This window comes from Salinivibrio sp. PR919 (genome assembly GCF_001995355.1).
GTDB classification, from domain to species: Bacteria; Pseudomonadota; Gammaproteobacteria; order Enterobacterales; family Vibrionaceae; genus Salinivibrio; species Salinivibrio proteolyticus.
This window is the reverse complement of sequence record NZ_MUFL01000012.1, coordinates 1-25,126: the sequence shown is the minus strand read 5'-3', so window position 1 is coordinate 25,126 and position 25,126 is coordinate 1. Positions and strand designations below refer to the sequence as shown.

General features: G+C 50.3%; 26 protein-coding genes. 14 read left to right on the top strand and 12 right to left on the bottom strand.

Annotation, left to right across the window (positions count from 1 at the left end):
* The first annotated feature begins 2 nt into the window (after positions 1-2).
* The 8 genes from BZG83_RS16505 (at position 3) to dinB (ending at position 7,005) form a co-directional block, all read left to right on the top strand.
* Entirely contained in the window at positions 3-1,244 is a 1,242-nt protein-coding gene (locus BZG83_RS16505; protein ID WP_069587442.1) for an NADH:ubiquinone reductase (Na(+)-transporting) subunit B, read from the top strand.
* Entirely contained in the window at positions 1,234-2,037 is an 804-nt protein-coding gene (locus BZG83_RS03720; protein ID WP_077455572.1) for a Na(+)-translocating NADH-quinone reductase subunit C, read from the top strand. The genes BZG83_RS16505 and BZG83_RS03720 overlap by 11 nt, the downstream gene beginning before the upstream one ends.
* Positions 2,030-2,662, top strand: coding sequence for an NADH:ubiquinone reductase (Na(+)-transporting) subunit D (locus BZG83_RS03715; RefSeq protein WP_069587440.1), 633 nt, complete (start codon positions 2,030-2,032; stop codon positions 2,660-2,662). The genes BZG83_RS03720 and BZG83_RS03715 overlap by 8 nt, the downstream gene beginning before the upstream one ends.
* Positions 2,663-2,668: 6 nt before the next feature.
* A complete protein-coding gene (gene nqrE / locus BZG83_RS03710) occupies positions 2,669-3,265 on the top strand; it encodes an NADH:ubiquinone reductase (Na(+)-transporting) subunit E (RefSeq protein WP_077479417.1) in 597 nt (198 codons plus the stop codon).
* Positions 3,266-3,296: 31 nt separating this feature from the next.
* Positions 3,297-4,520: an NADH:ubiquinone reductase (Na(+)-transporting) subunit F gene (nqrF, locus tag BZG83_RS03705; RefSeq protein WP_077479416.1), complete on the top strand. Its 1,224-nt coding sequence runs from the start codon at positions 3,297-3,299 to the stop codon at positions 4,518-4,520.
* Between the two features lie 84 nt (positions 4,521-4,604).
* Entirely contained in the window at positions 4,605-5,621 is a 1,017-nt protein-coding gene (locus BZG83_RS03700; RefSeq protein ID WP_077479415.1) for an FAD:protein FMN transferase, read from the top strand.
* Positions 5,622-5,651: 30 nt separating this feature from the next.
* Positions 5,652-5,873, top strand: coding sequence for a (Na+)-NQR maturation NqrM (gene nqrM / locus BZG83_RS03695; protein WP_069587436.1), 222 nt, complete (start codon positions 5,652-5,654; stop codon positions 5,871-5,873).
* A gap of 82 nt (positions 5,874-5,955) precedes the next feature.
* Positions 5,956-7,005, top strand: a complete 1,050-nt coding sequence (dinB, locus tag BZG83_RS03690; RefSeq protein WP_077479414.1) for a DNA polymerase IV — start codon at positions 5,956-5,958, stop codon at positions 7,003-7,005.
* Here the strand turns inward: dinB and BZG83_RS03685 are convergent.
* Entirely contained in the window at positions 7,002-8,465 is a 1,464-nt protein-coding gene (locus tag BZG83_RS03685; RefSeq protein WP_108743591.1) for an aminoacyl-histidine dipeptidase, read from the bottom strand. The two genes, dinB and BZG83_RS03685, sit on opposite strands and share 4 nt — an antisense overlap.
* A 751-nt stretch (positions 8,466-9,216) precedes the next feature.
* Here BZG83_RS03685 and BZG83_RS03680 point away from each other — a divergent pair.
* The 6 genes from BZG83_RS03680 (at position 9,217) to BZG83_RS03655 (ending at position 15,461) form a co-directional block, all read left to right on the top strand.
* Entirely contained in the window at positions 9,217-10,509 is a 1,293-nt protein-coding gene (locus BZG83_RS03680; RefSeq protein ID WP_077479412.1) for an NCS2 family permease, read from the top strand.
* A 56-nt stretch (positions 10,510-10,565) separates the two neighbouring features.
* The gene (gene gpt, locus BZG83_RS03675) at positions 10,566-11,021 is read left to right on the top strand and encodes a xanthine phosphoribosyltransferase (RefSeq protein ID WP_069587432.1); all 456 of its coding nucleotides are present in this window, start codon (positions 10,566-10,568) and stop codon (positions 11,019-11,021) included.
* Positions 11,022-11,178: 157 nt separating this feature from the next.
* Positions 11,179-12,432 carry an esterase FrsA gene (gene frsA / locus BZG83_RS03670; protein WP_077479443.1) on the top strand — a complete coding sequence of 418 codons (1,254 nt, stop codon included), beginning with the start codon at positions 11,179-11,181 and terminating at the stop codon, positions 12,430-12,432.
* A gap of 114 nt (positions 12,433-12,546) precedes the next feature.
* The gene (gene crl, locus BZG83_RS03665) at positions 12,547-12,948 is read left to right on the top strand and encodes a sigma factor-binding protein Crl (protein ID WP_077479411.1); all 402 of its coding nucleotides are present in this window, start codon (positions 12,547-12,549) and stop codon (positions 12,946-12,948) included.
* An 85-nt stretch (positions 12,949-13,033) separates the two neighbouring features.
* Entirely contained in the window at positions 13,034-14,188 is a 1,155-nt protein-coding gene (gene proB, locus BZG83_RS03660) for a glutamate 5-kinase (protein WP_077479410.1), read from the top strand.
* A 19-nt stretch (positions 14,189-14,207) separates the two neighbouring features.
* Positions 14,208-15,461 carry a glutamate-5-semialdehyde dehydrogenase gene (locus tag BZG83_RS03655; RefSeq protein ID WP_077479409.1) on the top strand — a complete coding sequence of 418 codons (1,254 nt, stop codon included), beginning with the start codon at positions 14,208-14,210 and terminating at the stop codon, positions 15,459-15,461.
* Between the two features lie 82 nt (positions 15,462-15,543).
* Here the strand turns inward: BZG83_RS03655 and lipA are convergent, their stop codons facing one another.
* The 11 genes from lipA to BZG83_RS03600 all read right to left on the bottom strand — a co-directional run.
* Complete coding sequence (gene lipA / locus BZG83_RS03650) at positions 15,544-16,509, bottom strand: lipoyl synthase (protein WP_077479408.1); 966 nt, start codon at positions 16,507-16,509, stop codon at positions 15,544-15,546.
* The gene (gene lipB, locus BZG83_RS03645; protein WP_077479407.1) at positions 16,506-17,156 is read right to left on the bottom strand and encodes a lipoyl(octanoyl) transferase LipB; all 651 of its coding nucleotides are present in this window, start codon (positions 17,154-17,156) and stop codon (positions 16,506-16,508) included. Before lipB ends, lipA begins: the two co-directional genes overlap by 4 nt.
* Before the next feature lie 84 nt (positions 17,157-17,240).
* Positions 17,241-17,510, bottom strand: coding sequence for a DUF493 family protein YbeD (ybeD, locus tag BZG83_RS03640; RefSeq protein ID WP_069587426.1), 270 nt, complete (start codon positions 17,508-17,510; stop codon positions 17,241-17,243).
* A gap of 142 nt (positions 17,511-17,652) precedes the next feature.
* The gene (locus BZG83_RS03635; protein ID WP_443216368.1) at positions 17,653-18,804 is read right to left on the bottom strand and encodes a serine hydrolase; all 1,152 of its coding nucleotides are present in this window, start codon (positions 18,802-18,804) and stop codon (positions 17,653-17,655) included.
* Positions 18,805-18,916: 112 nt separating this feature from the next.
* The gene (locus BZG83_RS03630; protein WP_069587425.1) at positions 18,917-19,735 is read right to left on the bottom strand and encodes a septal ring lytic transglycosylase RlpA family protein; all 819 of its coding nucleotides are present in this window, start codon (positions 19,733-19,735) and stop codon (positions 18,917-18,919) included.
* Positions 19,736-19,740: 5 nt separating this feature from the next.
* A complete protein-coding gene (rodA, locus tag BZG83_RS03625) occupies positions 19,741-20,859 on the bottom strand; it encodes a rod shape-determining protein RodA (RefSeq protein ID WP_077455581.1) in 1,119 nt (372 codons plus the stop codon).
* Positions 20,856-22,742 carry a penicillin-binding protein 2 gene (mrdA, locus tag BZG83_RS03620; RefSeq protein WP_077479406.1) on the bottom strand — a complete coding sequence of 629 codons (1,887 nt, stop codon included), beginning with the start codon at positions 22,740-22,742 and terminating at the stop codon, positions 20,856-20,858. The genes rodA and mrdA overlap by 4 nt, the downstream gene beginning before the upstream one ends.
* 6 nt (positions 22,743-22,748) lie before the next feature.
* Positions 22,749-23,219: a 23S rRNA (pseudouridine(1915)-N(3))-methyltransferase RlmH gene (gene rlmH, locus BZG83_RS03615; protein WP_077479405.1), complete on the bottom strand. Its 471-nt coding sequence runs from the start codon at positions 23,217-23,219 to the stop codon at positions 22,749-22,751.
* Between the two features lie 3 nt (positions 23,220-23,222).
* Positions 23,223-23,540, bottom strand: a complete 318-nt coding sequence (gene rsfS / locus BZG83_RS03610) for a ribosome silencing factor (RefSeq protein WP_069587421.1) — start codon at positions 23,538-23,540, stop codon at positions 23,223-23,225.
* A gap of 70 nt (positions 23,541-23,610) precedes the next feature.
* On the bottom strand, positions 23,611-24,633 hold the full coding sequence (gene holA, locus BZG83_RS03605; protein ID WP_077479440.1) for a DNA polymerase III subunit delta: 1,023 nt from the start codon (positions 24,631-24,633) through the stop codon (positions 23,611-23,613).
* The coding region (locus tag BZG83_RS03600) for an LPS-assembly lipoprotein LptE (RefSeq protein WP_108744045.1) at positions 24,633-25,126 on the bottom strand (494 nt) is incomplete at its 5' end. The genes holA and BZG83_RS03600, both read right to left, overlap by 1 nt.

Below are 25,126 nucleotides of genomic sequence, written 5' to 3'. Positions count from 1 at the left end.
AGATGAGCCTGAAAAACTTTTTAGAGCAAATCGAGCCACACTTTGAGCCAGGCGGTAAACACGAGAAGTGGTTTGCCCTGTATGAAGCGGTCGCGACCATTTTGTACACGCCAGGCATGGTGACCAAAGCTGGCGCTCACGTGCGTGACAGCATCGATTTGAAACGCATCATGATCATGGTGTGGTTTGCTGTGTTCCCCGCAATGTTCTGGGGTATGTACAACACAGGTAACCAAGCCATTATGGGCCTGAACCATTTATATGAAGGCGCGCAGCTTGCGCAAATCATTGAAGGGAACTGGCACTATTGGCTGACTGAGGCGATTGCGGGGCCGCTTGCGAGTGCAGGTTGGGGCACCAAAATGGTCTTGGGTGCCACCTACTTCCTGCCTATTTATGCCACCGTGTTTATCGTGGGTGGTTTCTGGGAAGTACTGTTCTGTATTATCCGTAAGCACGAAGTGAACGAAGGTTTCTTCGTGACCTCGATTCTTTTTGCACTGATCGTTCCGCCAACGCTGCCATTGTGGCAAGCCGCTTTGGGTATCACCTTTGGTGTGGTGGTTGCAAAAGAAATCTTTGGTGGTACAGGCCGTAACTTCTTGAACCCTGCGTTGGCTGGCCGTGCATTCTTGTTCTTCGCCTATCCTGCTCAAATCTCTGGTGATTTGGTATGGACCGCTGCGGACGGCTTCTCGGGTGCGACTGCACTGAGTCAATGGTCAACCGGCGGTGAAATGGCGCTGATGCACAACGTGACCGGTCAAACCATGACTTGGATGGACGCCTTTATTGGTAATATCCCAGGTTCAATGGGTGAAGTATCGACGCTTGCCATCTTGATTGGCGGTGCGGCGCTGGTTTACATGCGCATTGCATCATGGCGAATCATCTTGGGTACCTTCCTCGGTATGGTCGCCGCGGCAACCTTGTTCAATGTGATTGGCTCTGATTCCAACCCAATGTTTAGCATGCCTGCTCATTGGCACCTTGTACTGGGTGGTTTTGCGTTCGGTATGATGTTCATGGCGACGGATCCTGTCTCTGCTGCGTTCACCAATAAAGCAAAATGGTGGTACGGCATTTTGATTGGTGCGATGGCCGTGATTATTCGCGTGGTTAACCCGGCATACCCAGAAGGAATGATGCTGGCGATCTTGTTCGCGAACCTGTTTGCACCRCTGTTCGATAACCTGGTGATTCAGGGCAACATCAAACGGAGACTGGCTCGTAATGGCAAGTAGTAACGATAGTATTAAAAAGACGCTGCTCGTTGTTATCGCATTGAGCTTGGTGTGCTCGATTGTGGTGTCTGGTGCAGCAGTAGCGCTACGTCCTTTGCAACAAATTAATGCAAAGCTAGACGTACAGAAAAACATCCTTTCGGTGGCTGGTATTGATGTCACGGGTGGCAAAAGTGCGATCAATGATGCTTACAACAAGTACATTGAAACCCGCTTGGTCAGCCTAGACGACGGTGAATTTGTTAGCCCTGAGACGGTCAATGTTGAATCAGCAGCTGATTACGATCAGCGTGCGGCTGCCAATGATCCGGCCTTGTCGAAAAAGCTGAGTGGCGATGAAAACATTGCCGATATCGGTCGTCGTCCTGACGTCGCTAAGGTGTACTTAGTCAAAGACGAGGCAGGTCAAACTCAGCGTTTGATTTTGCCCGTCAATGGCTCCGGTCTTTGGAGCATGATGTACGCATTCGTAGCGGTAGAACCCGACGGTAATACAGTTGCTGACATCGTTTACTACGAGCAAGGTGAAACACCAGGGCTAGGTGGTGAAGTTGAAAACCCGAAATGGCGCGCACAGTGGGATGGCAAAAAGCTATTCAACGAGCAGGGCGAGCCAGCAATTCGCATCGTTAAAGGCGGCGCTCCTCAAGGTAGTGAGCACGGTATCGATGCATTGTCGGGAGCGACTCTAACCAGTAATGGTGTTCAGAACCAGTTTAACTTCTGGCTAAGTGACATGGGCTTTGGTCCATTCCTAGCAAAAGTTCGCGAGGGAGGCCTGATCGATGGCTGAAGCTAAAGAACTGAAGAAAAACCTTCTGTCACCGGTACTGGACAATAACCCGATTGCCTTACAGGTCCTCGGTGTTTGTTCGGCGTTGGCGGTGACCACACAGATGCAAACGGCATTTGTCATGACGTTGGCGGTGATGTTCGTAACGGCGATGTCAAACCTGTGTGTTTCTTTGATCCGTAACCACATTCCTAACAGCGTACGTATCATCGTTCAGATGGCGATCATCGCGTCGTTGGTAATCGTGGTTGACCAAACATTGAAAGCGTTCGTGTACGACATTTCTAAGCAGCTGTCCGTATTCGTTGGTCTTATCATTACCAACTGTATCGTGATGGGTCGTGCTGAGGCGTATGCGATGAAGTCGTCGCCATTGCCATCATTTATTGACGGTATTGGTAACTCACTGGGCTACGGTTTTGTGCTGATGACAGTCGCGTTCTTCCGTGAGCTACTGGGCTCTGGCTCAGTGTTTGGTGTGTCTATTCTACCTGTGGTCAATGAAGGGGGTTGGTATCAGCCAAACGGTTTGATGCTTCTGGCCCCATCTGCATTCTTCCTCATCGGCTTTTTGATTTGGATTGTGCGTACCTTCAAACCTGAACAAGTTGAAGCGAAGGAGTAATAGCACATGGAACATTATTTGAGCCTGCTAGTGCGCTCTATCTTCATCGAGAACATGGCGCTGGCATTCTTCCTTGGTATGTGTACCTTTTTGGCCGTATCCAAGAAAGTAAAAACCGCATTTGGTCTGGGTGTGGCCGTGGTTGTGGTACTGACCATCTCAGTGCCGGTTAACAACTTGGTGTACAACTTGGTTCTGCGTGAAGACGCGCTGGTGAAAGGCGTCGATTTGAGTTTCTTGAACTTTGTTACCTTCATCGGCGTTATCGCGGCGTTGGTACAGATTCTTGAGATGGTACTCGACCGCTTCTTCCCGCCGCTTTACAACGCGCTGGGTATCTTTCTGCCGCTTATTACGGTGAACTGTGCCATCTTCGGTGGCGTATCATTCAYGGTTCAGCGTGATTACAACTTCGCAGAGTCAGTGGTTTACGGCTTCGGTTCTGGGGTGGGCTGGATGCTAGCCATCGTCGCCCTAGCGGGTATCCGTGAGAAAATGAAATATTCAGACGTGCCGCCAGCACTGCGTGGTTTGGGGATCACCTTTATCACAGTTGGTTTGATGGCATTGGGCTTTATGTCTTTCTCTGGTGTGCAACTGTAAGCCGGGTAAACTGCGAGAAAAGGAATAGTCAATGGACATTATTCTTGGTGTAGTGATGTTTACTCTGATTGTACTGGCGCTGGTATTGGTGATTTTGTTCGCCAAGTCCAAGCTGGTACCAACCGGTGACGTCACAATTGATATCAATAACGATCCTGAAAAGGCGATCGTTACTCAGCCAGGCGGTAAACTGCTTGGTGCACTGGCCGGTGCTGGTGTGTTTGTTTCTTCTGCCTGTGGTGGTGGTGGCTCATGTGGCCAGTGCCGCGTAAAAATCAAAGAAGGTGGCGGTGATATTCTGCCAACCGAGCTTGATCACATCACCAAAGGTGAAGCACGTGAAGGTGAGCGTCTGTCATGTCAGGTTGCTGTAAAGCAAGACATGAAGATCGAATTGCCAGAAGAAATTTTTGGCGTGAAGAAGTGGGATTGTGAAGTTATTTCTAACGACAACAAAGCCACTTTCATCAAAGAGCTGAAGCTGCGTATACCTGACGGTGAGTCTGTACCTTTCCGTGCAGGTGGTTATATTCAGATTGAAGCGCCAGCGCACCACATTAAGTACTCAGACTTTGATATTCCTGAGGAATACCGCGAAGACTGGGAGAAGTTCAACTTGTTCCGCTATGAGTCAAAAGTGGATGAAGAAATCATCCGTGCTTACTCAATGGCGAACTACCCTGAAGAAGAAGGCATCATCATGCTGAACGTGCGTGTGGCAACGCCACCACCACGTAACCCTGATGTGCCACCAGGCCAAATGTCGTCTTACATTTGGTCACTGAAGCCGGGTGATAAGTGTACGATCTCAGGGCCGTTCGGTGAGTTCTTCGCGAAAGATACCGACGCTGAAATGGTCTTTATCGGCGGTGGTGCCGGTATGGCACCAATGCGCTCGCATATCTTTGACCAACTTAAACGTCTGAACTCAGATCGTAAGATCACCTTCTGGTACGGTGCACGTTCTAAGCGTGAAATGTTCTACGTTGAAGATTTCGATATGCTTCAAGAGCAGAACGATAACTTCAAGTGGTACTGCGCACTGTCAGACCCACTACCAGAAGATAACTGGGATGGTTACACAGGCTTTATCCATAACGTGCTTTATGAGAACTACCTCAAAGATCATGAAGCGCCAGAAGACTGTGAATACTACATGTGTGGTCCACCAATGATGAACGCAGCCGTTATCGGTATGCTGAAAGACTTAGGTGTTGAAGACGAAAACATCCTTCTGGATGACTTCGGCGGCTAAGATCGCAACGTGTGACTTACCTTTTAATGGCTGGCCTTTGGGTCAGCCATTTTACGTATCAACCTCGCGTCGAAGGACACCCATATGAAGAAGTTTTGGTTAGGCTGTGTGGCAACGCTGACACTGCTCGTGGCTTTGGTCGGTTGTGAGCGTTCACCTGAGCTGGTCCATCTTAATGACAGTACAATGGGCACGTATTACTCCATTAAGTACATTGCAACGGAAAACACGCCCGAGAAGGCGGTGATCCAAAAAGAAATCGATAAGCGTTTGGAGCTGGTGAATGACCAGATGTCGACGTATCGAGACGATTCGGAGCTGAGCCGTTTCAATCAACATCGTGCTGACTCTCCGGTTGAGGTATCTGACGCGACGGCGAAAGTGGTGAAAGAAGCGATGCGTCTTAACGCCTTCACCGATGGCGCGTTAGATGTCACGGTTGGACCGTTAGTGAACCTTTGGAGCTTTGGCCCTGAAAAACGACCAGAGAATATTCCGACCGACGAAGAAATCGCACAGCGAATGGCGATGACGGGGTTAGAGAGTCTGTCTTTATCGGGCAATCAGTTGACCAAAACCAATCCTGACCTTTATGTCGACTTGTCAACGATCGCCAAAGGATACGGCGTAGATGTGGTCGCTGACTATTTGGCGTCACTTGGGCTCGATAACTATTTGGTTGAGATTGGTGGTGAGTTACAATTAAAAGGTGTGAACCAAGACGGCGTACCTTGGCGCATCGCGATTGAAAAGCCTAGTGCCGGCACACAGTCGGTGCAAGAGATTATTGAGCCTGGGGATATGGCGGTTGCTACCTCAGGGGATTATCGCAATTACTTTGAGCATGATGGGGTACGCTATTCGCACATCATTGATCCAGCAACAGGACGACCGATTCATCATCGCTTAGTGTCTGTCACAGTGTTGGACCCGTCTTGTATGACGGCGGATGGTTTGGCAACAGGCTTCATGGTACTTGGACCAGAGAAAGCCGTTGCATTGGCAAATCAAGCCAATATTCCTGCCTTTATGGTAGTGAAAACGGATGACGGTTTTAAAGAAATCGCATCTGAGGCGTTTAAGCCTTATTTAAAGCGTTAAATACGCAATAACGATAGTAGGTGAGCAATTATGTCAGTATTTCTTATCACCTTTGCTGTTTTTGTACTTGTGATTGCAGGGATGGCGATCGGCTACATCGTACAGCAAAAAACCATCAGTGGGAGCTGTGGTGGCCTAGGCGCAATCGGTATTGAAAAAGAATGCGACTGCCCAGAGCCGTGTGATGCACGTAAAAAGCGAGAAGCGCGTGCAGAGAAAACCCGTGAGTGGAAGAAAAACCAAATTATCTAGCCGAGACCTGACGCGATCAGGTGTACAGTAGATAGCCACCAGTGAGTCACTCTGTCTTATCTGGTGGCCATGCAGGATTGTCATGAAGAAAATCATCCATATCGACATGGATTGTTTCTATGCGGCAGTGGAGATGCGTGATAACCCTGCCTTGCAACAGGTGCCTCTTGCTATTGGCGGGTCACCTGATGGGCGAGGGGTGATTGCTACCTGCAATTATCCCGCGCGTCGCTTTGGGATCCGTTCCGCGATGGCGACAGCTCAAGCACTTAAACTATGTCCCGGTCTGACGGTCATGCGTGGCAATATGGCCAAGTACCGCGCCGTTTCTCAGCAGCTTCATGCTATTTTTCATCGTTATACCGATATTATTGAGCCCCTCTCTCTTGATGAGGCTTACTTAGATGTTACAGATTGCGACAGTCATCAAGGCTCGGCAACCCGTATTGCAGAAGCGATTCGTCACACCATTCGCGACGAGCTATCATTAACCGCGTCGGCAGGCGTCGCGCCAATCAAGTTTCTCGCCAAAGTCGCCTCAGATATCAACAAACCGGATGGCTTATGCGTGATCACCCCTGACGAGGTCGACACCTTTGTGGCTGAACTCCCTTTGCAATGCATTCCGGGCGTAGGACGTGTCACCTTAACCAAGCTTCATGAACTGAATTTGTTTACCTGTAGAGATGTGCAGWGTAGCGATCATGGTGAACTGATCCAGCGGTTTGGTAAATTTGGGCAGGTACTATGGCAGCGAGCACACGGTATTGATCGACGTCCAGTGCAAGTGGAGCGGATACGTAAATCCGTTGGCGTAGAGCGCACTTTATCGCAAGATCTTGCGGCGCTGAATGATTGTTTACAGTGGTTAGACACTTTATACGAAGAGCTCCAACGGCGACTCGAAAAAGCCGATGCGAATGGACGGATTTGCCGCCAAGGGGTCAAACTCAAATTCAACGACTTTCAAACCACAACGGTTGCACACCGCTGTGAGCGGTTAGATCGAGGACTATTTGATACCTTGTTGCATGAAGCGTTTTATCGAGGCGAGGGTAGAGCGGTGCGGCTAATTGGTTTGTCGGTAGGGCTGGGGGACGATAATGACCCCCAGCTAAGTTTACTCGCTTAAGCGCGCTTTTCAGGAATCGCTTTTAAGATAGCGCGCATTTGTTGCCAATAGTGACCCACACTTTCAATGTTCACTTTCTCATCAGGTGAGTGAGGGAACTTAATCGTTGGACCAAACGAGATCATATCCATATCCGGGTAAGGTTTTTTAAATAGACCGCACTCTAATCCCGCGTGGATCACCATGATATCAGGCTTACGCTGATAGATAGCTTCATAGGTATCACGGAAAATATGCATGATTTCAGAGTCTGGATCAGGCTTCCATCCCGGGTAAGCGCCGGAAAACTCGACGGTCACGTTCGCTAAACCAGCCAGTGAGTGCAGCATGCCTTGCACCATTTCTCGCCCTGAATCGATCAATGAGCGGATCAAAAACAATCCCGTAATAGTATGCTCATCGGTTTGGATAACGCCTAAGTTCAGTGAGGTTTCTACCACACCCGGAACATCATCGCTCATCCGTATGACACCGTTTGGCGCCGCGTTTAAGGCCGCGAGTAGCCGAGATTGTACGGCTCGGGTCAATGGGTCGGCTTGATTGTCAGACGCATCGAGTACGACAGTGACGTTCTCCTCCAAGCGTCCCAACTCATCGTGAAGCAACTGCGCGTAGTTATCTATCGCCGCGGCTAATGCGTCTTTTTGCTCGACTGGCACGGCAATATCTGCAAAGGCTTCACGCGGGATGGCGTTACGCAATGTACCGCCTCGCAATGCAATCAGGCTGACATCAATCTCACTGAGGTGATGGCTGAGCATGCGTGCAAGTAGCTTATTGGCATTGGCGCGACCCGTGTGAATATCCACCCCAGAGTGGCCGCCTTTTAGGCCTTTTATACCGACGGTAAAACGCGTAAAATTGTCGCCGATGGTGTGACGCTCGACCGGAAAGTGCATGCTAGCATCGACGCCGCCCGCACAGCCCATGTAGATTTCCCCTTCTTGTTCGGAGTCTGTGTTCAGTAACACTTCCCCTTCAAGCCAGCCTGCTTCTAGGCCAAATGCACCGTCCATCCCAGCTTCTTCATTGGTGGTAAGCAACACTTCGAGTGGGCCATGTTCAATGTCATCAGCCGCTAAGACGGCAAGGCAGGAGGCCATCCCAATACCGTTATCGGCGCCTAATGTCGTGCCATCCGCCGTGACCCACTCGCCATCGATATAAGGGCGAATCGGATCGGTGGTAAAGTCGTGCTCGGTGTGCTCGTTTTTCTGCGGCACCATATCAAGGTGGGCTTGTAGTACTACACCTTTGCGGTTTTCCATTCCCGGCGTCGCCGGTTTGCGGATAAAAATATTGCCAGTGGGATCTTGGCGAACCTCTAAACCTCGGCCTTTCGCCCAATCGACAATGAATGCTGCCAATTGTGCTTCGTGGTAAGAGGGATGTGGAATAGCACAAATCTGGTCAAAAAAAGCCCAAACAGGCTGGGGTGATAATTGGCTGATCTCAGACACGGTAGACTCCATTTTATTTTATTGTTGGCCTTTTAAACAGTAGGCCTTACTGAAATAGATGGACTTTACCAAGCATACCACTGTCGACTAGGTGGTGACAGTCGCAGGATCAAGGGAAGGAAAAACAGAGTGCATGCCGGATATCTAGGCGTGGTGGGCGTAATAAAACTACAAAATATGAACTTTTTGTGACTCTAGTCACTCTATTGCTTGTAATATAATTACGTGTGGGTTATTATCTAGACACTGATAACACAGGTTATCGATTGTTCATGGAGTGAACCCGAGTATTCGCCTCCAAGGAACCGAGACAAAATGTGAACAACATTAGGTTTAAACTTGAGAGAGGTAAAAACGATGGAAGGTATGGTATCTAACTACTACTGGAACCAACAGTCAGTATATACCAAAGGATTCACGTATCCGGCGCCGTTCGGGTACCGCAAGTAAGTTTTACGATTCCCCCGCTCTTACAGAGACATTTCTGATCCAGAAGCAAACGCTTTAGTTCTGGCGCCACACAAAGTTGTGGCGTTTTTTTTATGGGTAGTATGTCAGATGCCTGATAAGCCAGTCATGATAGACAATCTTGTTGGCAACCATCACGAGAGTCATGACATTCCGATCAATTCATGCGGTTTCGTGCTGGAAATTTCCTTCATCGATCGGTAAGATTTGCGCCAATTTTTGACACGCAAACGTTTTCCTTTTGCATCTTATGATGCGCCACCTTTTATTCGGGATACCAACGATGTTAGAGCGTTTATTTAAACTCAGCGAGCATGGCACGGATCTTCGCACCGAAGTTATTGCCGGTGTGACCACCTTCCTCACCATGGCCTACATCATTTTCGTGAACCCATCTATTTTGGCTGAAGCAGGAATGGACAAGGGCGCCGTATTTGTTGCCACCTGTTTGGCTGCTGCCGTCGGCTGTTTTGTGATGGGAATTGTCGCCAACTATCCGGTCGCTCAAGCGCCAGGTATGGGCCTTAACGCTTTCTTCACCTACACAGTGGTGCTGCAAATGGGCCACTCGTGGCAGGTTGCGCTGGCTGCGGTGTTTATTTCGGGCTTGTGCTTTATTCTACTCAGTGTGTTGAAAATTCGTGAGTGGATTATCAACTCGATTCCTATGTCACTGCGCACCGGTATCTCGGCGGGTATCGGTTTGTTTTTAGCGCTCATCGCACTGCAAAATGCGGGGATCGTTGTGGATCACCCGGCAACCCTGGTCGCACTGGGTGATGTGACGGCATTTGCGCCAGCGATGGCAGCACTCGGCTTTTTCCTCACAATTGGTTTGGTGCATCGTGGCCTAAAAGGGGCGGTCATGATTGCGATTTTAGTGGTCACTGTGATTGGTATTGTCGCGGGTGATGTCCCTTACCACGGTGTGATGTCTGCGCCACCAAGCCTCGCGCCGACCTTTATGCAGCTTGATTTTGCCGGAGCCCTTGAAGTTGGTTTGGTGTCTATTGTGTTCGCATTTTTGTTTGTTGACCTCTTTGATACCGCAGGAACCTTAGTGGGTGTGGCACAGCGCGCGGAACTTTTGGACAAAGATGGTAAACTGCCGCGTTTAAATCGTGCATTACTGGCAGACAGTACCGCGACATCGGTCGGGGCGCTTTTAGGCACGTCGAATACAACCTCATATATTGAAAGTGTGTCAGGGGTAGCAGCGGGTGGCCGTACAGGACTCACTGCTGTTGTTGTAGGGATCTTATTCTTGCTTGCGCTATTTTTTGCGCCGCTCGCAGGTATGGTCCCAGCGTACGCAACAGCTGGCGCTCTCTTTTATGTTGCGATTTTGATGATGTCAGGTCTTGTAGGGATTAACTGGCGAGATTTGACCGAAGCCGCACCTGTGGTCGTGGTGTGCTTGCTGATGCCGCTCACTTACTCGATTGCGAGCGGGATTGGCCTTGGCTTTATTGCGTTTTGTGCCGTAAAAACCTTTGCGGGCAAAGGGCGTGAGGTCCCTGTCAGTATCTGGATCTTGGCTGGATTGTTCTTACTCAAGTTCGTTTTCTTGGTGTAAAACAGCCGCCCACATTGACGTTATAACAAGGCGAGAAACGCCACGAGGTTTTCATCATGAGTAACAAGTTCATCATCACCTGGGACAACATGCAGATGTACACACGCCAATTGGCGGAGAGGCTGCTACCCGCTGACCAGTGGCAGGGAATTATTGCTGTGAGTCGCGGTGGCTTGGTGCCTGCCGCCATTCTTGCCCGTGAGCTAGGCATTCGCTATGTCGATACGGTGTGTATCTCGAGCTACGATCATGATCATCAGCGCGATATGCGTGTCGTGAAACAAGCACCGGGGGATGGTGAAGGCTTTATTGTGGTGGACGACTTGGTTGATACAGGCGGAACCGCAGAAATGGTACGCCAACTCTATCCCAAAGCACGCTTTGTGACTGTAAGCGCCAAACCTGCGGGTAAGCATCTTGTTGACGATTATATCGTCGATATTGCGCAAGACACATGGATTGAGCAGCCATGGGATATGGCGGTGAGCTATGTGGATCCGATTGCCAAATAATAGCTAGCAAGGTTATTGATAATCTGCTGTCAACAAAACGTCGCACACAGTTGCGGCGTTTTTTCGTTTCTAGGGACGCGATTGACTGAAAATCATGGCCTTGCTGTGAGTATGGTTTACACTAGGAGCGTCATAAACTGAACGCTCGGGAGTGAACGTGTCGGAAAGCGAATCTCAAAATTTGTCGGTCAAGCTGTTTGCCAAACACAGACATGCCAAAGAAACGTCGACATTGTTTGGCGCTATCCAGCAAATCGATCAAGCGAGTTATTCGGCGTTTGATGGAGACAGCGAGCGCAGCTGGTATCGAATGCGGCGTCGTGGACAATGGACGTGGCAAGGAGTAGATCCGGTAGAGATGGAAGCCATTTTTGCCCGTATTGCTCATTCGGATAATTCACGCTCCGTCGACAGTCTGCTGGATACGGTAGAAGGCTACCGCTCGGGAAATTGGAACTACGAGTGGACAGCAGTGGGCATGCAGCATCAAAAGCGCGCCCAAGCGCTGGCAGACAAAGGGGAGCATCAAGCGGCGAGTCAGCAATGGCTGCAAGCCTGTACCTATTTCGGTATCGCGGCGTATCCTCACCTCAAAGGCGATACGCTCGCTTTGCAATCGGAAACGCTGGCCTATAAAGCCTTTGAGCATGCGATGGATAAACTTCCCTTCACGGTTAAAACCGTAGAAACAACGCYCGATGGCAAATCGCTAAAAGGTTACCTGTATCTGCCAAGAACCGATGCGACCCTGCCGGTGGTCATTCTCAGTGGCAGCTTAGACAGTTTGCAAACCGATTTATGGCGGGTATTCGTCGATTACTTTGCCCCCGCAGATATCGCGGTATTGACCTTAGATATGCCATCAGTGGGTCACAGCAGTCATTGGCATCTCAATGAAGATACCAGCCGCTTACATCGTGCCATGTTAGATAAACTGGCGGAGGTACCTTGGGTGGATCACCACCGTGTGGGCACCATGGGGATCCGGTTTGGCGCGAATCCGGCGGTACGGTTAGCCTTTCTTGAACCACACAGAGTCAAAGCGAGTGCGGCGCTGGGAGGCATCGTGCATTCGCTATTAACCAATGCACAAATGATGAAAAAAATGCCACCCATGTACCTCGATACACTAGGGTCGCGGCTCGGTCGCCATATTCCTATCGACACGCTTCGGACACGGCTACAGGCGTGGTCACTCAAAAACCAAGGCTTACTCACCGGACGGCGAACCGAAGTGCCCATTTTAGCCTTGAGTTTGAAAGATGATCCGGTTTGTCCGGAGTCCGACAACAAACTGATTGCAACCTATAGTCGTGGCGGTAAAGCGGTGACATTGCCGAATACGCCTTTGCATGACGGCTACCATCGTGCGCTGAGCGAGACCGTCTCGTGGTTTGCCAATATTTTGTAACCAAGGTGGCGAAGGTGTGATCAAGTGCGGAAAGCGGGGGATTGGCGTTCACCTGACCGATAACGTCATGATATACCTTGAGCTTAGGTAGATAGAGTGCCACTGGAGGACACCATGACCCAAACGCTCCCGCTTTCTCATGGACGGTTGAAAACACGTTTTACTGCGCTAGGCCCGTATTTTCGTGATGGGCAATCTGATGAACAAAGCTACTTTTTCGATAGCTTGTCTGTCTGCGTCGATGCGAAAAAAGAGCCCGATGCACGCGAATTCTGGGGATGGTGGTTAGTGTTGACCCCAGAAGACGATGGGTTCCGTTATCACTACGGGTATGGCCTCTATGACGAGCATGGGGAATGGTTAGCAAAAGCCGTCCCTGCCAAACAGCGCGCGGAGGTTGAGAAAACCCTTGATAGTTTCTACACCAAATTATGCCAATTAGTGGTCGATGACCTATCGCTTTCCCTTTCCCCAAGTCAAAAACTGACCGAGCCAGAACTCGCCCTTTCTAACTAAAACGTGATTTGCCTGATTTCAGTCCTTGTTAAATGGGCATGGGATTGATAAAAGAGACATCTATCTTTTAGTCAATCAGGCAATCATGACAGTTCAAGACGCGCTTCGAGACGGTGACATTGCAGCCACCGTCTCTTCTCAAACCATCGTTGTAAAATTAGGCACCAGTGTGCTGACTGGCGGTTCGCAACGCCTTGACCAAGCCCACATGGTTGAGTTGGTTCGTCAGTGCGCGCGCCTGCGCCAACAAGGCCATCAAGTGATCATTGTCTCATCGGGAGCGATTGCTGCTGGGCGAGAGCACCTTGATTATCCGGTGTTGGCTGACACGGTCGCCAACAAGCAGATGCTCGCAGCCGTCGGGCAGTGCCGTTTAATTCAAACCTGGGAGCATCTTTTCAGTCTTTATGGCTTTCAAGTCGGACAGATGCTGCTGACCCGCGCCGATTTGGATCACCGCGAGCGTTTTCTCAATGCGCGAGACATGCTCCATGCGTTACTCGATAACGGCATCATTCCCATTGTGAATGAAAATGATGCGGTGGCGACATCTGAGATCAAAGTCGGTGATAACGACAACCTCTCAGCGCTGGTTGCGATTTTAGCCAACGCAGACAAATTATTGCTGCTTACCGATCAACCCGGACTCTTTACGGCGGATCCGAGAACGCAACCCGATGCCGAGCTTATTCGGGAAGTCCATACGATTGATGAAACCTTACGCAAATTAGCGGGAGGCAGTGTCACAGGTCTTGGCACCGGTGGCATGGCAACGAAACTGCAGGCTGCAGATATTGGGCGACGTGCGGGCATAGAAGTCACGATTGCCGCTGGCAGCAAGCCTGAAGTGATCCAAAACGTGGTCGCCGGTAACAGCGCGGGCACTCGATTCTTGCCGCTAGAGAGCCCACTAGAAAGCCGTAAACGCTGGATTCTAGCCGGACCACCTCCTGCGGGAGATATTACCATTGATACCGGTGCGGTGACGGCAGTGACGCAAAAAGGTAGCAGCCTGCTAAGTAAAGGCATCGTAAGCGTTAAAGGTGACTTTGCGCGTGGCGAAGTCGCGCGCATTTACTCTGTAGAGGGGCAATGCCTTGCGCGCGGTATTTGCCGTTATTCAGCAGCCGATCTTCGCCGTATTGCAGGCGCACATAGCCAACAAATCGCAGATATTTTAGGCTATGAGTATGGACCGGTAGCCATACACCGAGACGACCTTGTCGTTATTGGCGATTAATAAAAGAGATGCACACAACATGAGTTTACAAATGATGGGGAAAGCGGCCAAAGAGGCGGCTTACCAACTCGCGACAACTTCCACTACGAAAAAAAATCGCGCGCTGACCTTCATTGCGGATGAATTAGAGGCGCAACAAGCGAGTATTTTAGCGGCTAACCAAACGGACTTAGAGGCGGCACGCGCAGCGGGCATGAGTGAGGCGTTGATCGACCGCTTAGCACTCACGCCTGCACGTTTATCGGCGATTGCTGCAGATGTGCGCAATGTGGTGTCGTTGCCCGATCCGGTTGGGCAAGAATTTGACCATAAGGTGCTCGAAAATGGCCTTTCTTTATCGAAGCGCCGTGAGCCACTGGGTGTTGTCGGTGTGATTTATGAAGCGCGCCCTAACGTCACCATTGATATTGCGGCACTGTGCCTAAAAACGGGCAATGCCAGTATCTTACGTGGTGGTAAAGAAACCTTTGCGACCAACCAAGTGTTGGTCACTGTGATTCAATCTGCACTGAGCAAGGCTGAACTACCGCAATCAGCGGTGCAATACATCGACAAGCCTGATCGAGAATTGGTCGCAGAGCTGCTGACCATGGACGAGCACGTGGATATGATTATTCCGCGCGGCGGTGCCAGTTTGCATAAAATGTGTAAACAAAACAGCACGATTCCGGTGATTATTGGTGGTTTTGGGATTAGCCATTTGTATGTGGATCAAAGTGCCGATCTTGAACGCGCGCCGGATGTGATCATTAATGCGAAGACGCATCGTCCATCCGCTTGTAACGCTTTGGATACGTTATTGGTGCACAAGCAAGTCGCGGCACAGTTGTTTACACGCCTGATCCCAGCGCTTAACGCACAGCAACTGAAGGTTGTCGCAGCAAACAGTGCCTTGCCCTACCTTGACGGTGTCGCACAGCTTCGTGAAGCCGCTGAGGGAGACTTTGATACTGAATGGTTGGGTCCAACGCTCGGTGTTGCTGTGGTTGACGATGTGCACGACGCGCTCGGTCATATGCGCGAACACAATGCGAGCCATTCAGATACGATTCTGACCAATGATATTGATGCTGCCGAAGCCTTTATCAATGGTGCGGGCTCGGCTGCTGTCTATGTCAATGCTTCAACCCGTTTTACCGACGGTGCCCAGTTTGGTTTAGGCGCGGAAGTGGCCGTTTCAACGCAAAAGCTGCATGCGCGTGGCCCGATGGGACTCGAAGAGCTGACCACGTATAAGTGGGTCGGCAAAGCAGATTACCTGACGCGTCAATAACCCAAGCATACGAACGCAAGTCATATGCAAAATGTAAAAAAGCCGCGCGAGCGCGGCTTTTTTGTATCGTCAGCATAGAGGCTTATTTAATCTCGACACCTTTGGCTTGCAAATCAGCATGGTATGAAGAGCGGACAAAGGGACCACATGCAGCATGGGTAAAGCCAAGATCCAGCGCGATAGCTTTTAGCTCATCAAACTCTTCGGGCGGCACATAACGTTCAACCGGAAGGTGATGGCGGCTCGGCGCAAGGTATTGACCTAATGTCAGCATGGTGACACCGTGGGCACGTAGGTCTTTCAGAACCTCAATGATCTCTTCCTTGGTTTCGCCCAAGCCCATCATGAGTCCAGACTTAGTAGGAACATCTGGATGCATGYCTTTGAACTTTTTCAGCAGATCCAGTGACCACTGATAGTTCGCACCGGGACGCGCTTTACGGTACAAGCGAGGTGCCGTTTCTAGGTTGTGGTTAAACACATCCGGTGGATTGTCGCGCAGGATATCTAGGGCGCGATCCATTCGGCCTCGGAAGTCAGGTACCAAGGTTTCGATTTTGATCTCTGGATTGAGCGCACGGATCTCACGGGTACAGTCGGCAAAATGCTGTGCCCCGCCATCGCGAAGGTCATCGCGGTCAACTGAGGTGATCACGACATAACGAAGCTTCATGTCTTTAATAGTTTGCGCCAGATGCTTTGGCTCGTCGGCGTCAGGGGCAACCGGACGGCCATGGGCGACGTCGCAAAATGGGCAACGACGGGTACAAATCGCACCCAAAATCATGAAAGTGGCGGTACCGTGGCTAAAGCACTCTGCCAAGTTTGGACAGGAGGCCTCTTCACACACAGAGTGAAGGTTGTTTTTGCGCATCGCATCTTTAATTTCTTTGATGCGAGAGGTCTCGGCAGGGAGCTTGATCTTCATCCAATCAGGCTTGCGCAGCACTTCTTTTTGCTCGGTCGGCATATTTTTGACCGGGATAAGCGCCATCTTTTCGGCATCGCGGTACTTAACGCCGCGTTCCATCTGAATCGGTTTGCTCATAAATCGCTGCTTTCCGTTGTAACCTCAACCTGAGTATATCCCAGTTGTTGAGTTAAAGTGTCTACTAGCACAGGTTGGACGTCTGTTAGGGTTGCGCCTTCAACCTGATCACTCAGTTGCGTCATCGCCATCCCCGCATACCCACAGGGGTTAATGCGCTGAAATGGAGATAAATCCATATTGATGTTGAGTGCCAGTCCATGGAATGAGCACCCGCGACGAATACGGAGCCCAAGGGAACAGATTTTTGCGCTATCCACATACACACCGGGCGCATCGGGACGCGCGTAGGCGGTTACGCCATAATGGGCGAGGGTAGCGACAACGAGATTTTCAATATGGCTAACCAGTTCTCGAACGCCGACTTTTTTACGTTTTAAATCAATTAAAAAGTAAACGACTAACTGACCGGGACCGTGATAGGTCACTTGTCCCCCTCGATCTGATTGTACGACGGGGATGTCTCCAGGGACCAAAACGTGTTCCGGTTTACCCGCTTGACCTTGGGTGAAGACGGGATCATGTTCGACCAACCAGACTTCGTCACAAGTACGTGAATCACGGCTATCCGTGAAGTCACGCATCTGCTGCCAGGTTTGCGGATAAGGTCGGCGGCCCAGATATCTAACAACTAGTTGGTGCTGCAAACCGATTACCCATATTGTTATCTGTGGGGGTATTATAGAGGTTGGCGGCGTGATTAAAAGCCGCCAGCCGTGTGGGTATTCTGATTAAAGAACCATACGAACGATTTCGATCTCGCCAAGTTCTTTATACAAGGTTTCTACTTGCTCGATAGAGGTGGCAGTAATGGTCACAGATACCGAGTGATAGTTACCTTTTGCGCTAGGTTTCACCTTTGGGCTGTAGTCGCCTGGCGCATGTTGCTGGATCACACCTAGAACAAGGTCCGGCAGTTCAGGCTTAGCATGGCCCATAACCTTGTAAGTAAACTGACAAGGAAACTCCAGCAAGTCTTTTAGTTTTGGTTGCTCTTGCATGTTAACTCCCAATGGGCAGGCCGAGAACGGCATACCTATGTGCGATGGATCACGATTAACGCGAAATACTAATCTGCTCTGGGACAGAAAACAAGCCGCCCACCAAGTTGGTGGGCGGGAATGGGACTAAATGGTAAGTGGCTTAGCCCAGTAAGTTTTGAAACATCATAACAATGTAATCAATTAACCGGYTGAATAATCCGCCTTTTTCGACGTCGTTCAACGCAACCAGTGGGTATTCGGCTACATCTTCGCCATCCACTTGATAGAACAGCTTGCCTACCACATCCCCTTTACTGATCGGTGCTTCAAGGGTTTTTTCCAGTACGAAGCTCGCTTTTAGATCTTGTGCTTTGCCGCGAGGAAGTGTGACGTAGGTATCTTCGGTCACCCCGAGTGACACTTCATCGGTATCCCCCATCCACACTTTTTCAGTCACAAAGGTTTCATTTGCTTTGTGTGGCGCGACGGTTTCGAAGAAACGGAAGCCATAGTTCAATAGCTTTTTACTTTCAGCTTTACGTGCGTTAGCACTTTTGGTGCCCATCACGACAGCAATCAAACGCATCTCGCCTTCAGTGGCTGAGCTCACCAAGTTATAGCCGGCACCATCGGTATGGCCCGTCTTGATACCGTCAACGTTAAGGCTCTTGTCCCACAATAGGCCATTGCGGTTGTATTGGGTAATCCCGTTGTAGGTAAACGCTTTCTCTTTGTAAATGCGGTATTCCCCCGGCACATCACGGATCAGCGCCTGCGCCAGTAACGCCATGTCATAAGGGGTGGTATAAAGATCTTTAGAGTCGAGGCCATGCACGTTCGAGAAATGTGTGCTGTCCATGCCCAGCGTTTCACCCCAACGGTTCATCAGATCTACAAACGCATCTTCCGAGCCCGCGACATGCTCCGCCATCGCGACACAGGCATCGTTGCCTGATTGAATGATAATGCCTCGGTTAAGGTCGGCTGCTTTCACCGTGGTCCCGACTTCGATGAACATCTTGGATGAACCCGGGAAGTTTTTCGCCCACGCATTTTCGCTGATCACCACGTCATCATCCATGGAGATGTTACCGCGCTCAACCTCTTGGCCAATCACATAACTGGTCATCATCTTGGTGAGGCTGGCCGGGTTAAGGCGTTTGTAGGCATTATTTTCGGCAAGGACTTCACCGGAGTGGTAGTCCATAAGCACGTAGCCCTTGGCGGCAATTTGTGGAGCATCGGGTACAACAGCGGGCGCAGCTTGGGCCGTCACTGATACGAAAAGCGCAGCAGATAGCAATGTACGCATGCGGGAAACGGATTTTTTCATCATTTTTAGTACTTTTGTCGGTTATCGATGTCGATACTGTAAGCTCACTATACCAAATTGGGCACAGAGAGACAGGCTCGATTCCTTTAACTCACTGATTGTTTGTTTTAGCACTTGTGACAGATGTGTCGTCATTAACAAGTGCTTCGGTGACGATAAAAGCGCCCGGCAGTTGATGCTGTTTAGCGACTTGCATCGCTTGCTGAGCTTGGCCACGGTCGTAAAACGGACCAAAACGCACACGATACACTTGGTCGCGGCGAGCAATGTGGGTAGGTAGACCGTGTGCTTTCGCTAATTGTTCCGCACTTTGGCTGGCTTTTAAGCCATCGGACAATGCAAGCAACTGGACATAGTACGCATGATGACGGGCCGAATGCCACTCATCTTGCGCGGGTTTCTCTGGGGAGATTAAACGAAGTGCGACTGGTGCGGTACCCGTTTGCAAAACACCAAGCTTTTTTGCAGCCGCATAGCTGAGATCAATCAGGCGCTCGTTATGGAAAGGGCCGCGATCGTTGACGCGTACAATCGCTTTCTTACCGTTATTTTGATTGGTGACTTCGACGTAGCTCGGCAAAGGCAAGGTTTTGTGCGCCGCAGACATGGAATACATGTCATACACTTCGCCATTAGAGGTTTTATGGCCGTGGAATTTTTGGCCGTACCAAGAGGCAATACCCGCCTCTTGGTAACCGCGAGGCTCACGGAGTATTTCGTAGCGTTGACCATTTAAGGTGTAATCTTTGTTGCCAGCTAAGCTATAAGGCTCATACCTTGGCTGGGCATCATCAGTGTGCACCTGCTCAGGAAGGCGTTCGGGTGCTTGGTCGTCAGCCATTTGATATCGGCCCTGTTGCGTACTGCACGCGCTCAGGAGCATGGCGAAAAGAATTACAATCGCTCGCATGTTTATTAAGCCCTAGATAGCATTTTTCGATGAGTATGAATGGACATGAGAATGCCAAAACCAGCCATCAAGGTCACCATAGAGGTACCGCCATAGCTGATCAGAGGTAAGGGTACCCCAACCACAGGCAAAATGCCGCTGACCATACCAATATTGACAAAAACATAAACAAAAAAGCTGAGCACGATACTCCCGGCCATCATACGGCCGAATGCAGTTTGGGCTCGGCTGGCTAACATCAGTCCACGCCCAATCAAAAACAGGTATAAGGCGAGCAGGGCACATACACCAATTAATCCCCATTCTTCGGCAATGACCGCAAAGATAAAGTCGGTATGGCGCTCAGGGAGAAACTCGAGCTGCGATTGTGTGCCATGCAGCCAACCTTTTCCGGCCAGCCCTCCGGAACCAATTGCAATTTTAGATTGAATAATATGATAGCCCGCTCCCAGTGGGTCGGACTCTGGATTAAAGAGCGTGAGCACGCGAGTGCGCTGATAGTCGTGCATTAAGAAAAACCACAGCACAGGAATAAACCCCGCGATTGCAACGACAGCTGCGGTAATCAGCTTCCAACTGATCCCGGCGAGAAAGAGTACGAAGACGCCTGACGCGGCAATAAGAATAGAGGTACCTAAGTCGGGTTGCTTCGCGATCATAATGGTGGGCATAAACAACAAAAAGAGCGCGATCAGCAAGGTCGTAAACTTCGGCGGGAGCGGATCCTTACCGATAAAACGAGCCAGCATTAAAGGCACAGCAAGTTTGATTATTTCGGAAGGCTGGAAAGTAACCACGCCAAGATCGAGCCAACGCTGAGCGCCTTTTGCCGTTTCACCCACGAGTAAGACCGCCGCCAGTAGGGCCACACCAATCACATATAAATACGGCGACCAAAACTCGTAATGGCGTGGCGGCACCTGTGCCAGCGCAAACATTACCGACAGGGCTAGCAGCATCCGAACCGCTTGGCGTTCCATCATTGCCATACTTTGGCCACTGGCACTGTACATAACGACAAGACCAAAGCCCATCAGTAATAAAATGCCAATGAGCAAGGGCAAGTCGAGGTGCAAGCGATCGAATAACGAGCGCTTACTGCTTACTTGGGCTAAAGAACTCATTGTTTTGCCTCTTTGTTCTCTTCAGCGTCTTTTTCAATCAAGATATGATCAAAAATACGACGGGCGATGGGCGCACCGTTGCTTGACCCGCCTCCGGCGTTTTCTAATACCATAGAGACTGCCACCTTGGGATGTTCAAAGGGAGCAAAGCCAATGTAAAGCGCATGATCGCGTAAGTGCTCAGCAATCTCGTCGGCGTTGTATTCTTCATCTTCGCCCAAACCGAACACTTGCGCGGTACCGGACTTCCCGCCAGAGACATACTTTGCGGTGCGGAACGAGCGTCTAGCGGTACCTTTACGACCATGATTAACCAATCGCATCCCTTCAAGGGCGACGTCCCAATACTTATCGCTTACTCCTTGTATCGGAGGATAAGGTTCTGGCTTGGGTTTATGCATACCGTCTTCATCGCGCGACAGCATCAGTAATTTAGGCGCTTTGACTTCGCCGCGGTTCAATACTACCGTGAGTGCTTTCGCTATCTGCATTGGGGTCGCCGTCCAGTAGCCCTGACCTATGCCGACAGGAATGGTGTCCCCTTTGTACCAAGGTTGGCGGTGGCGGCTCATTTTCCATTCTCGGTTAGGCATATTGGCGCTGCTTTCTTCTTGGATATCTATGCCAGTGTATTGGCCGAAGCCGAACTTCTCCATCCAAGACGAGAGCTTATCAATGCCCATGTCATAGGCGATTTGGTAGAAGAAGGTATCCACCGACTCTTCAATCGATTGGACAATATTTACGCGGCCATGCCCCCATGGAAGCCAGTCACGGAAAGGGCGAGTGTTAGAGTTGGGGATCCGCCAATAACCGGGATCGTTGCGGGTCGTCTTGGTGGTAATAATCCCTTCTTCCAGTGCAGCGACAGCAATAAAGGGCTTCACCGTCGACGCCGGCGGATAGATGCCTAATGTCGCACGGTTTACCAATGGTCTGTCTCTATCATTAAGCAGGGCACTGTATTGGGTGCTGGAAATGCCGTGAACAAAAAGGTTCGGGTCATAGCTGGGGGTCGATACCATGGCTAAAACGCCAGATGTTTTCGGATCGAGCACAACCACAGCGCCACGGCGATCGCCTAGGATGCCACGGATATAAAGTTGTAAATCAATATCGAGATTGAGGATCAAATCCTTACCCGGCACGGGTGGCACATATTTTAAGGTGCGGATGATTCGACCTCGGCTATTCACCTCGACTTCTTGATAGCCCGCTTTACCATGCAACACGGGCTCGTAATATTTTTCTATGCCGAGTTTGCCGATGTCACGCGTCGCGCGATAGTTATTGAGCACATCTTTTTGACGCAGCTTGGCGATATCACGGTCGTTGATTTTTGCAACGTAACCCAGCACATGGGTCAGCGCATCGCCGTAAGGGTAGTGGCGTTTTAGATACGCCTTGATTTCCACCCCGGAAAATTGGTGCTGGTGGGCAGAAAAGATGGCGACCTCTTTATCGGTTAACTGGGTCTTTAGCGGCACCGCATTAAAGCGACGCGAACGTCTACGTTCTTTTTGGAAGTTGTCGATATCACTGTCAGACAGCGACAGTAATGACTGTAAGCGCGCCAAGGTGGCGGGCATATCATCGACTTGTTCAGGGGTGATTTCGAGATGATATACCGGCCGGTTTTCTGCGAGCAATTTGCCGTTGCGATCATAGATAAGACCGCGGTTGGGCGCGACAGGCACCACTTTAATCCGGTTATCATTTGAGCGCGTCTGATAATCTTGGTGTTCAACGACCTGAATGTGATAGAGGTTGGTAAGCAAGATCCCGACTAAGGCAATAATCCCGATGAAGCAGACAATCGCTCGGCGGACAAACAGCGCCGCTTCGGCGCTATGGTCGCGAATTTGACTTCGTTGGCGCTTCATCCGTGATTATTCTCGATGGTAAGGATGGTTAGTCGTTAAGCTCCACGCGCGATAAAGGCTCTCAGCCATGACAATACGTACCAGCGGATGGGGCAGTGTCAGTGGCGATAAAGACCAACTTTGTTCCGCAGCGGCCTTACATTCTGGTGCCAATCCCTCTGGCCCGCCAATTAAGATCGCCACGTCACGAGCGTCAAGCTTCCATTTCTCTAACTGTTCAGCCAATTGCGGGGTATCCCATGGTTTACCGGGAATGTCGAGTGTCACGATACGGCTACCGCGGTTGACCGCGGCTAACATAGCGTCGCCTTCTTTTTGCAGAATGCGGGCAATGTCGGCGTTTTTGCCCCGTTTTCCCGCGGGGATCTCAATCAGCTCTAAAGGCATATCTTTGGGAAAACGACGCTGGTACTCGGCGAAGCCTTGCTCGACCCATTTCGGCATTTTATTGCCGACGGCAATCAACTGAATCTTCATCAATTAGTTCCAGAGCTTTTCCAGTTGATAGAGCTGGCGCTGTTCTTCTTGCATCACATGCACCATCACATCGCCCAAATCGACCACGACCCACTCGCTGTCGTCTTGGCCTTCCATGCCCATCGCGCCGATATTGATAGCTTGGGCTTCGTCACGCACATGCTCTGCAATGGAAGCAACATGGCGACGGGAGTTACCGGTGCACAGCACCATAAAATCGGTAATGGAAGATTTGTCACGGACATCCAGTGTCACAATGTCACTGGCTTTCATATCATCGACCTTATCGGCCACAAACTGTTGTAACTCGGTAGCTTGCAAAAGAGACCTCTATGGTTACCGTTTGGATTACTGGCAAGCGAGTATATCACTCACTTGCCAATTGGACACATTAGCGCGGCTGAGGTTCAGGCATTTGGCACATGAGTGCGCAAAAATAGTGCAATTCAGGCCAAGGATCGCTGCTGTAATCGGTTTTTAGACCGATTTCGAGCTGAGCCAGTTGCCGCAGAAGTTGAGTCAGACGCGGTCGCGTTAAGCGATTCAGCGCGGCAATCATCATGGGTCGGCGTGTTTGCCAGATCCGCAGTTGGTCGAATATTTTGTTCAATGGCCGCCCTTGTTGGCCTTGCTCATGAATCACATAAAGCTGCTTGAGCTCTTTTTGGATCAATCGTAGCAACAAGGTGGGCTCGTTTCCTTCTGCATAGAGCTGCTCCAAAATACGCTGCGCGCGCTGCGCTTTTCCTTCTAATAACGCATCGGTAAGTTGGAAAGGCGTAAAATGATGATGGCGCGACAGGGCGCTTTCAATGCGAGGGAGCGTTAAGGCGCCGTCCGGATAGAGCAACTGCAGAATGTGCAGGCTTTGTACCAACGCCAGTAAGTTGCCTTCATGCCATTGCGCTAATAGCTGCAATGCCGGTTGATCCGGTTTAAGCCCCAGCCCTTGACAGCGCTGCTCGATAAAACGCGGCAGCTGGCGGGCATCGGGTGTGTTACACACCACATAGAGCCCATGCTGAGACAAGGCGGTGAACCACTTGGCAGACTCTTGCTTTTTATTTAAACGCTCGCCTTGCACCAGCAATAAAATATCAGGATTAAGCCATTGCGCGATGTCAGCCAATTGCTTGGCTTGTGTGGTGTTAAGGCCGTTTTCTGGGCAGGTGATTTCGATAATCTGGCGTGAAGAAAACAAACTCAGCGCTTGGCAACAATCAATCACCTCCTGCCAATTGAGCTGAGCATCAATGATAAAGCGATGATGCTCTTCAAACCCTTGCTCTCGAGCGGAGCGACAAATTGCATCGCGTGATTCGAGTTTAAGCAGAGGATCAGAGCCAAACACGAGATAGGTTTGGCGCAGTGGCTGCTTGAGCTGCTGCGCCAATTGTTCTGGATAGGTTCTCATCATTGCGCGGTATCAGTCTCAGTCTGACGCGTTTCAATAATGATTTCTGGCTTGGTTGGACGCTCACCTTGTTCAAGCTGTTCCAACGCTGCTTGTTCAGCCTCACGGCGCTCAAATTCGGCAATATCACCTTTAAGCTGTGAGAGTTGACGCATAATCTGGCGTGTTGCTTCGGTCCGCATCTCCGCAACCAGCTTGTCTTGCTCGACCGATTTAGCCAATGCAGTCAGCGGGTTATCGAGGAAGTTACGACTTAGCGTGGTTGAAAAAGTATAACTGCCTTTTTGCGGCACAGTCACCCGGTAGCGAGCGACGTAGCGGAACTCTTTCTCTGCGACACGGCTGTTTTGGTAAAGCGATAGGGTTTGTTCGCTATTGCTTTCGCCAAGCAGGTGAATATTGGTCACTGTATTGGCTGGTGCAACCAATTCAACCTTATGTTGATTGAGTTGATTGCGCAGCTGGCGAGTGAGCTCACCGTAAGGGTCGACGC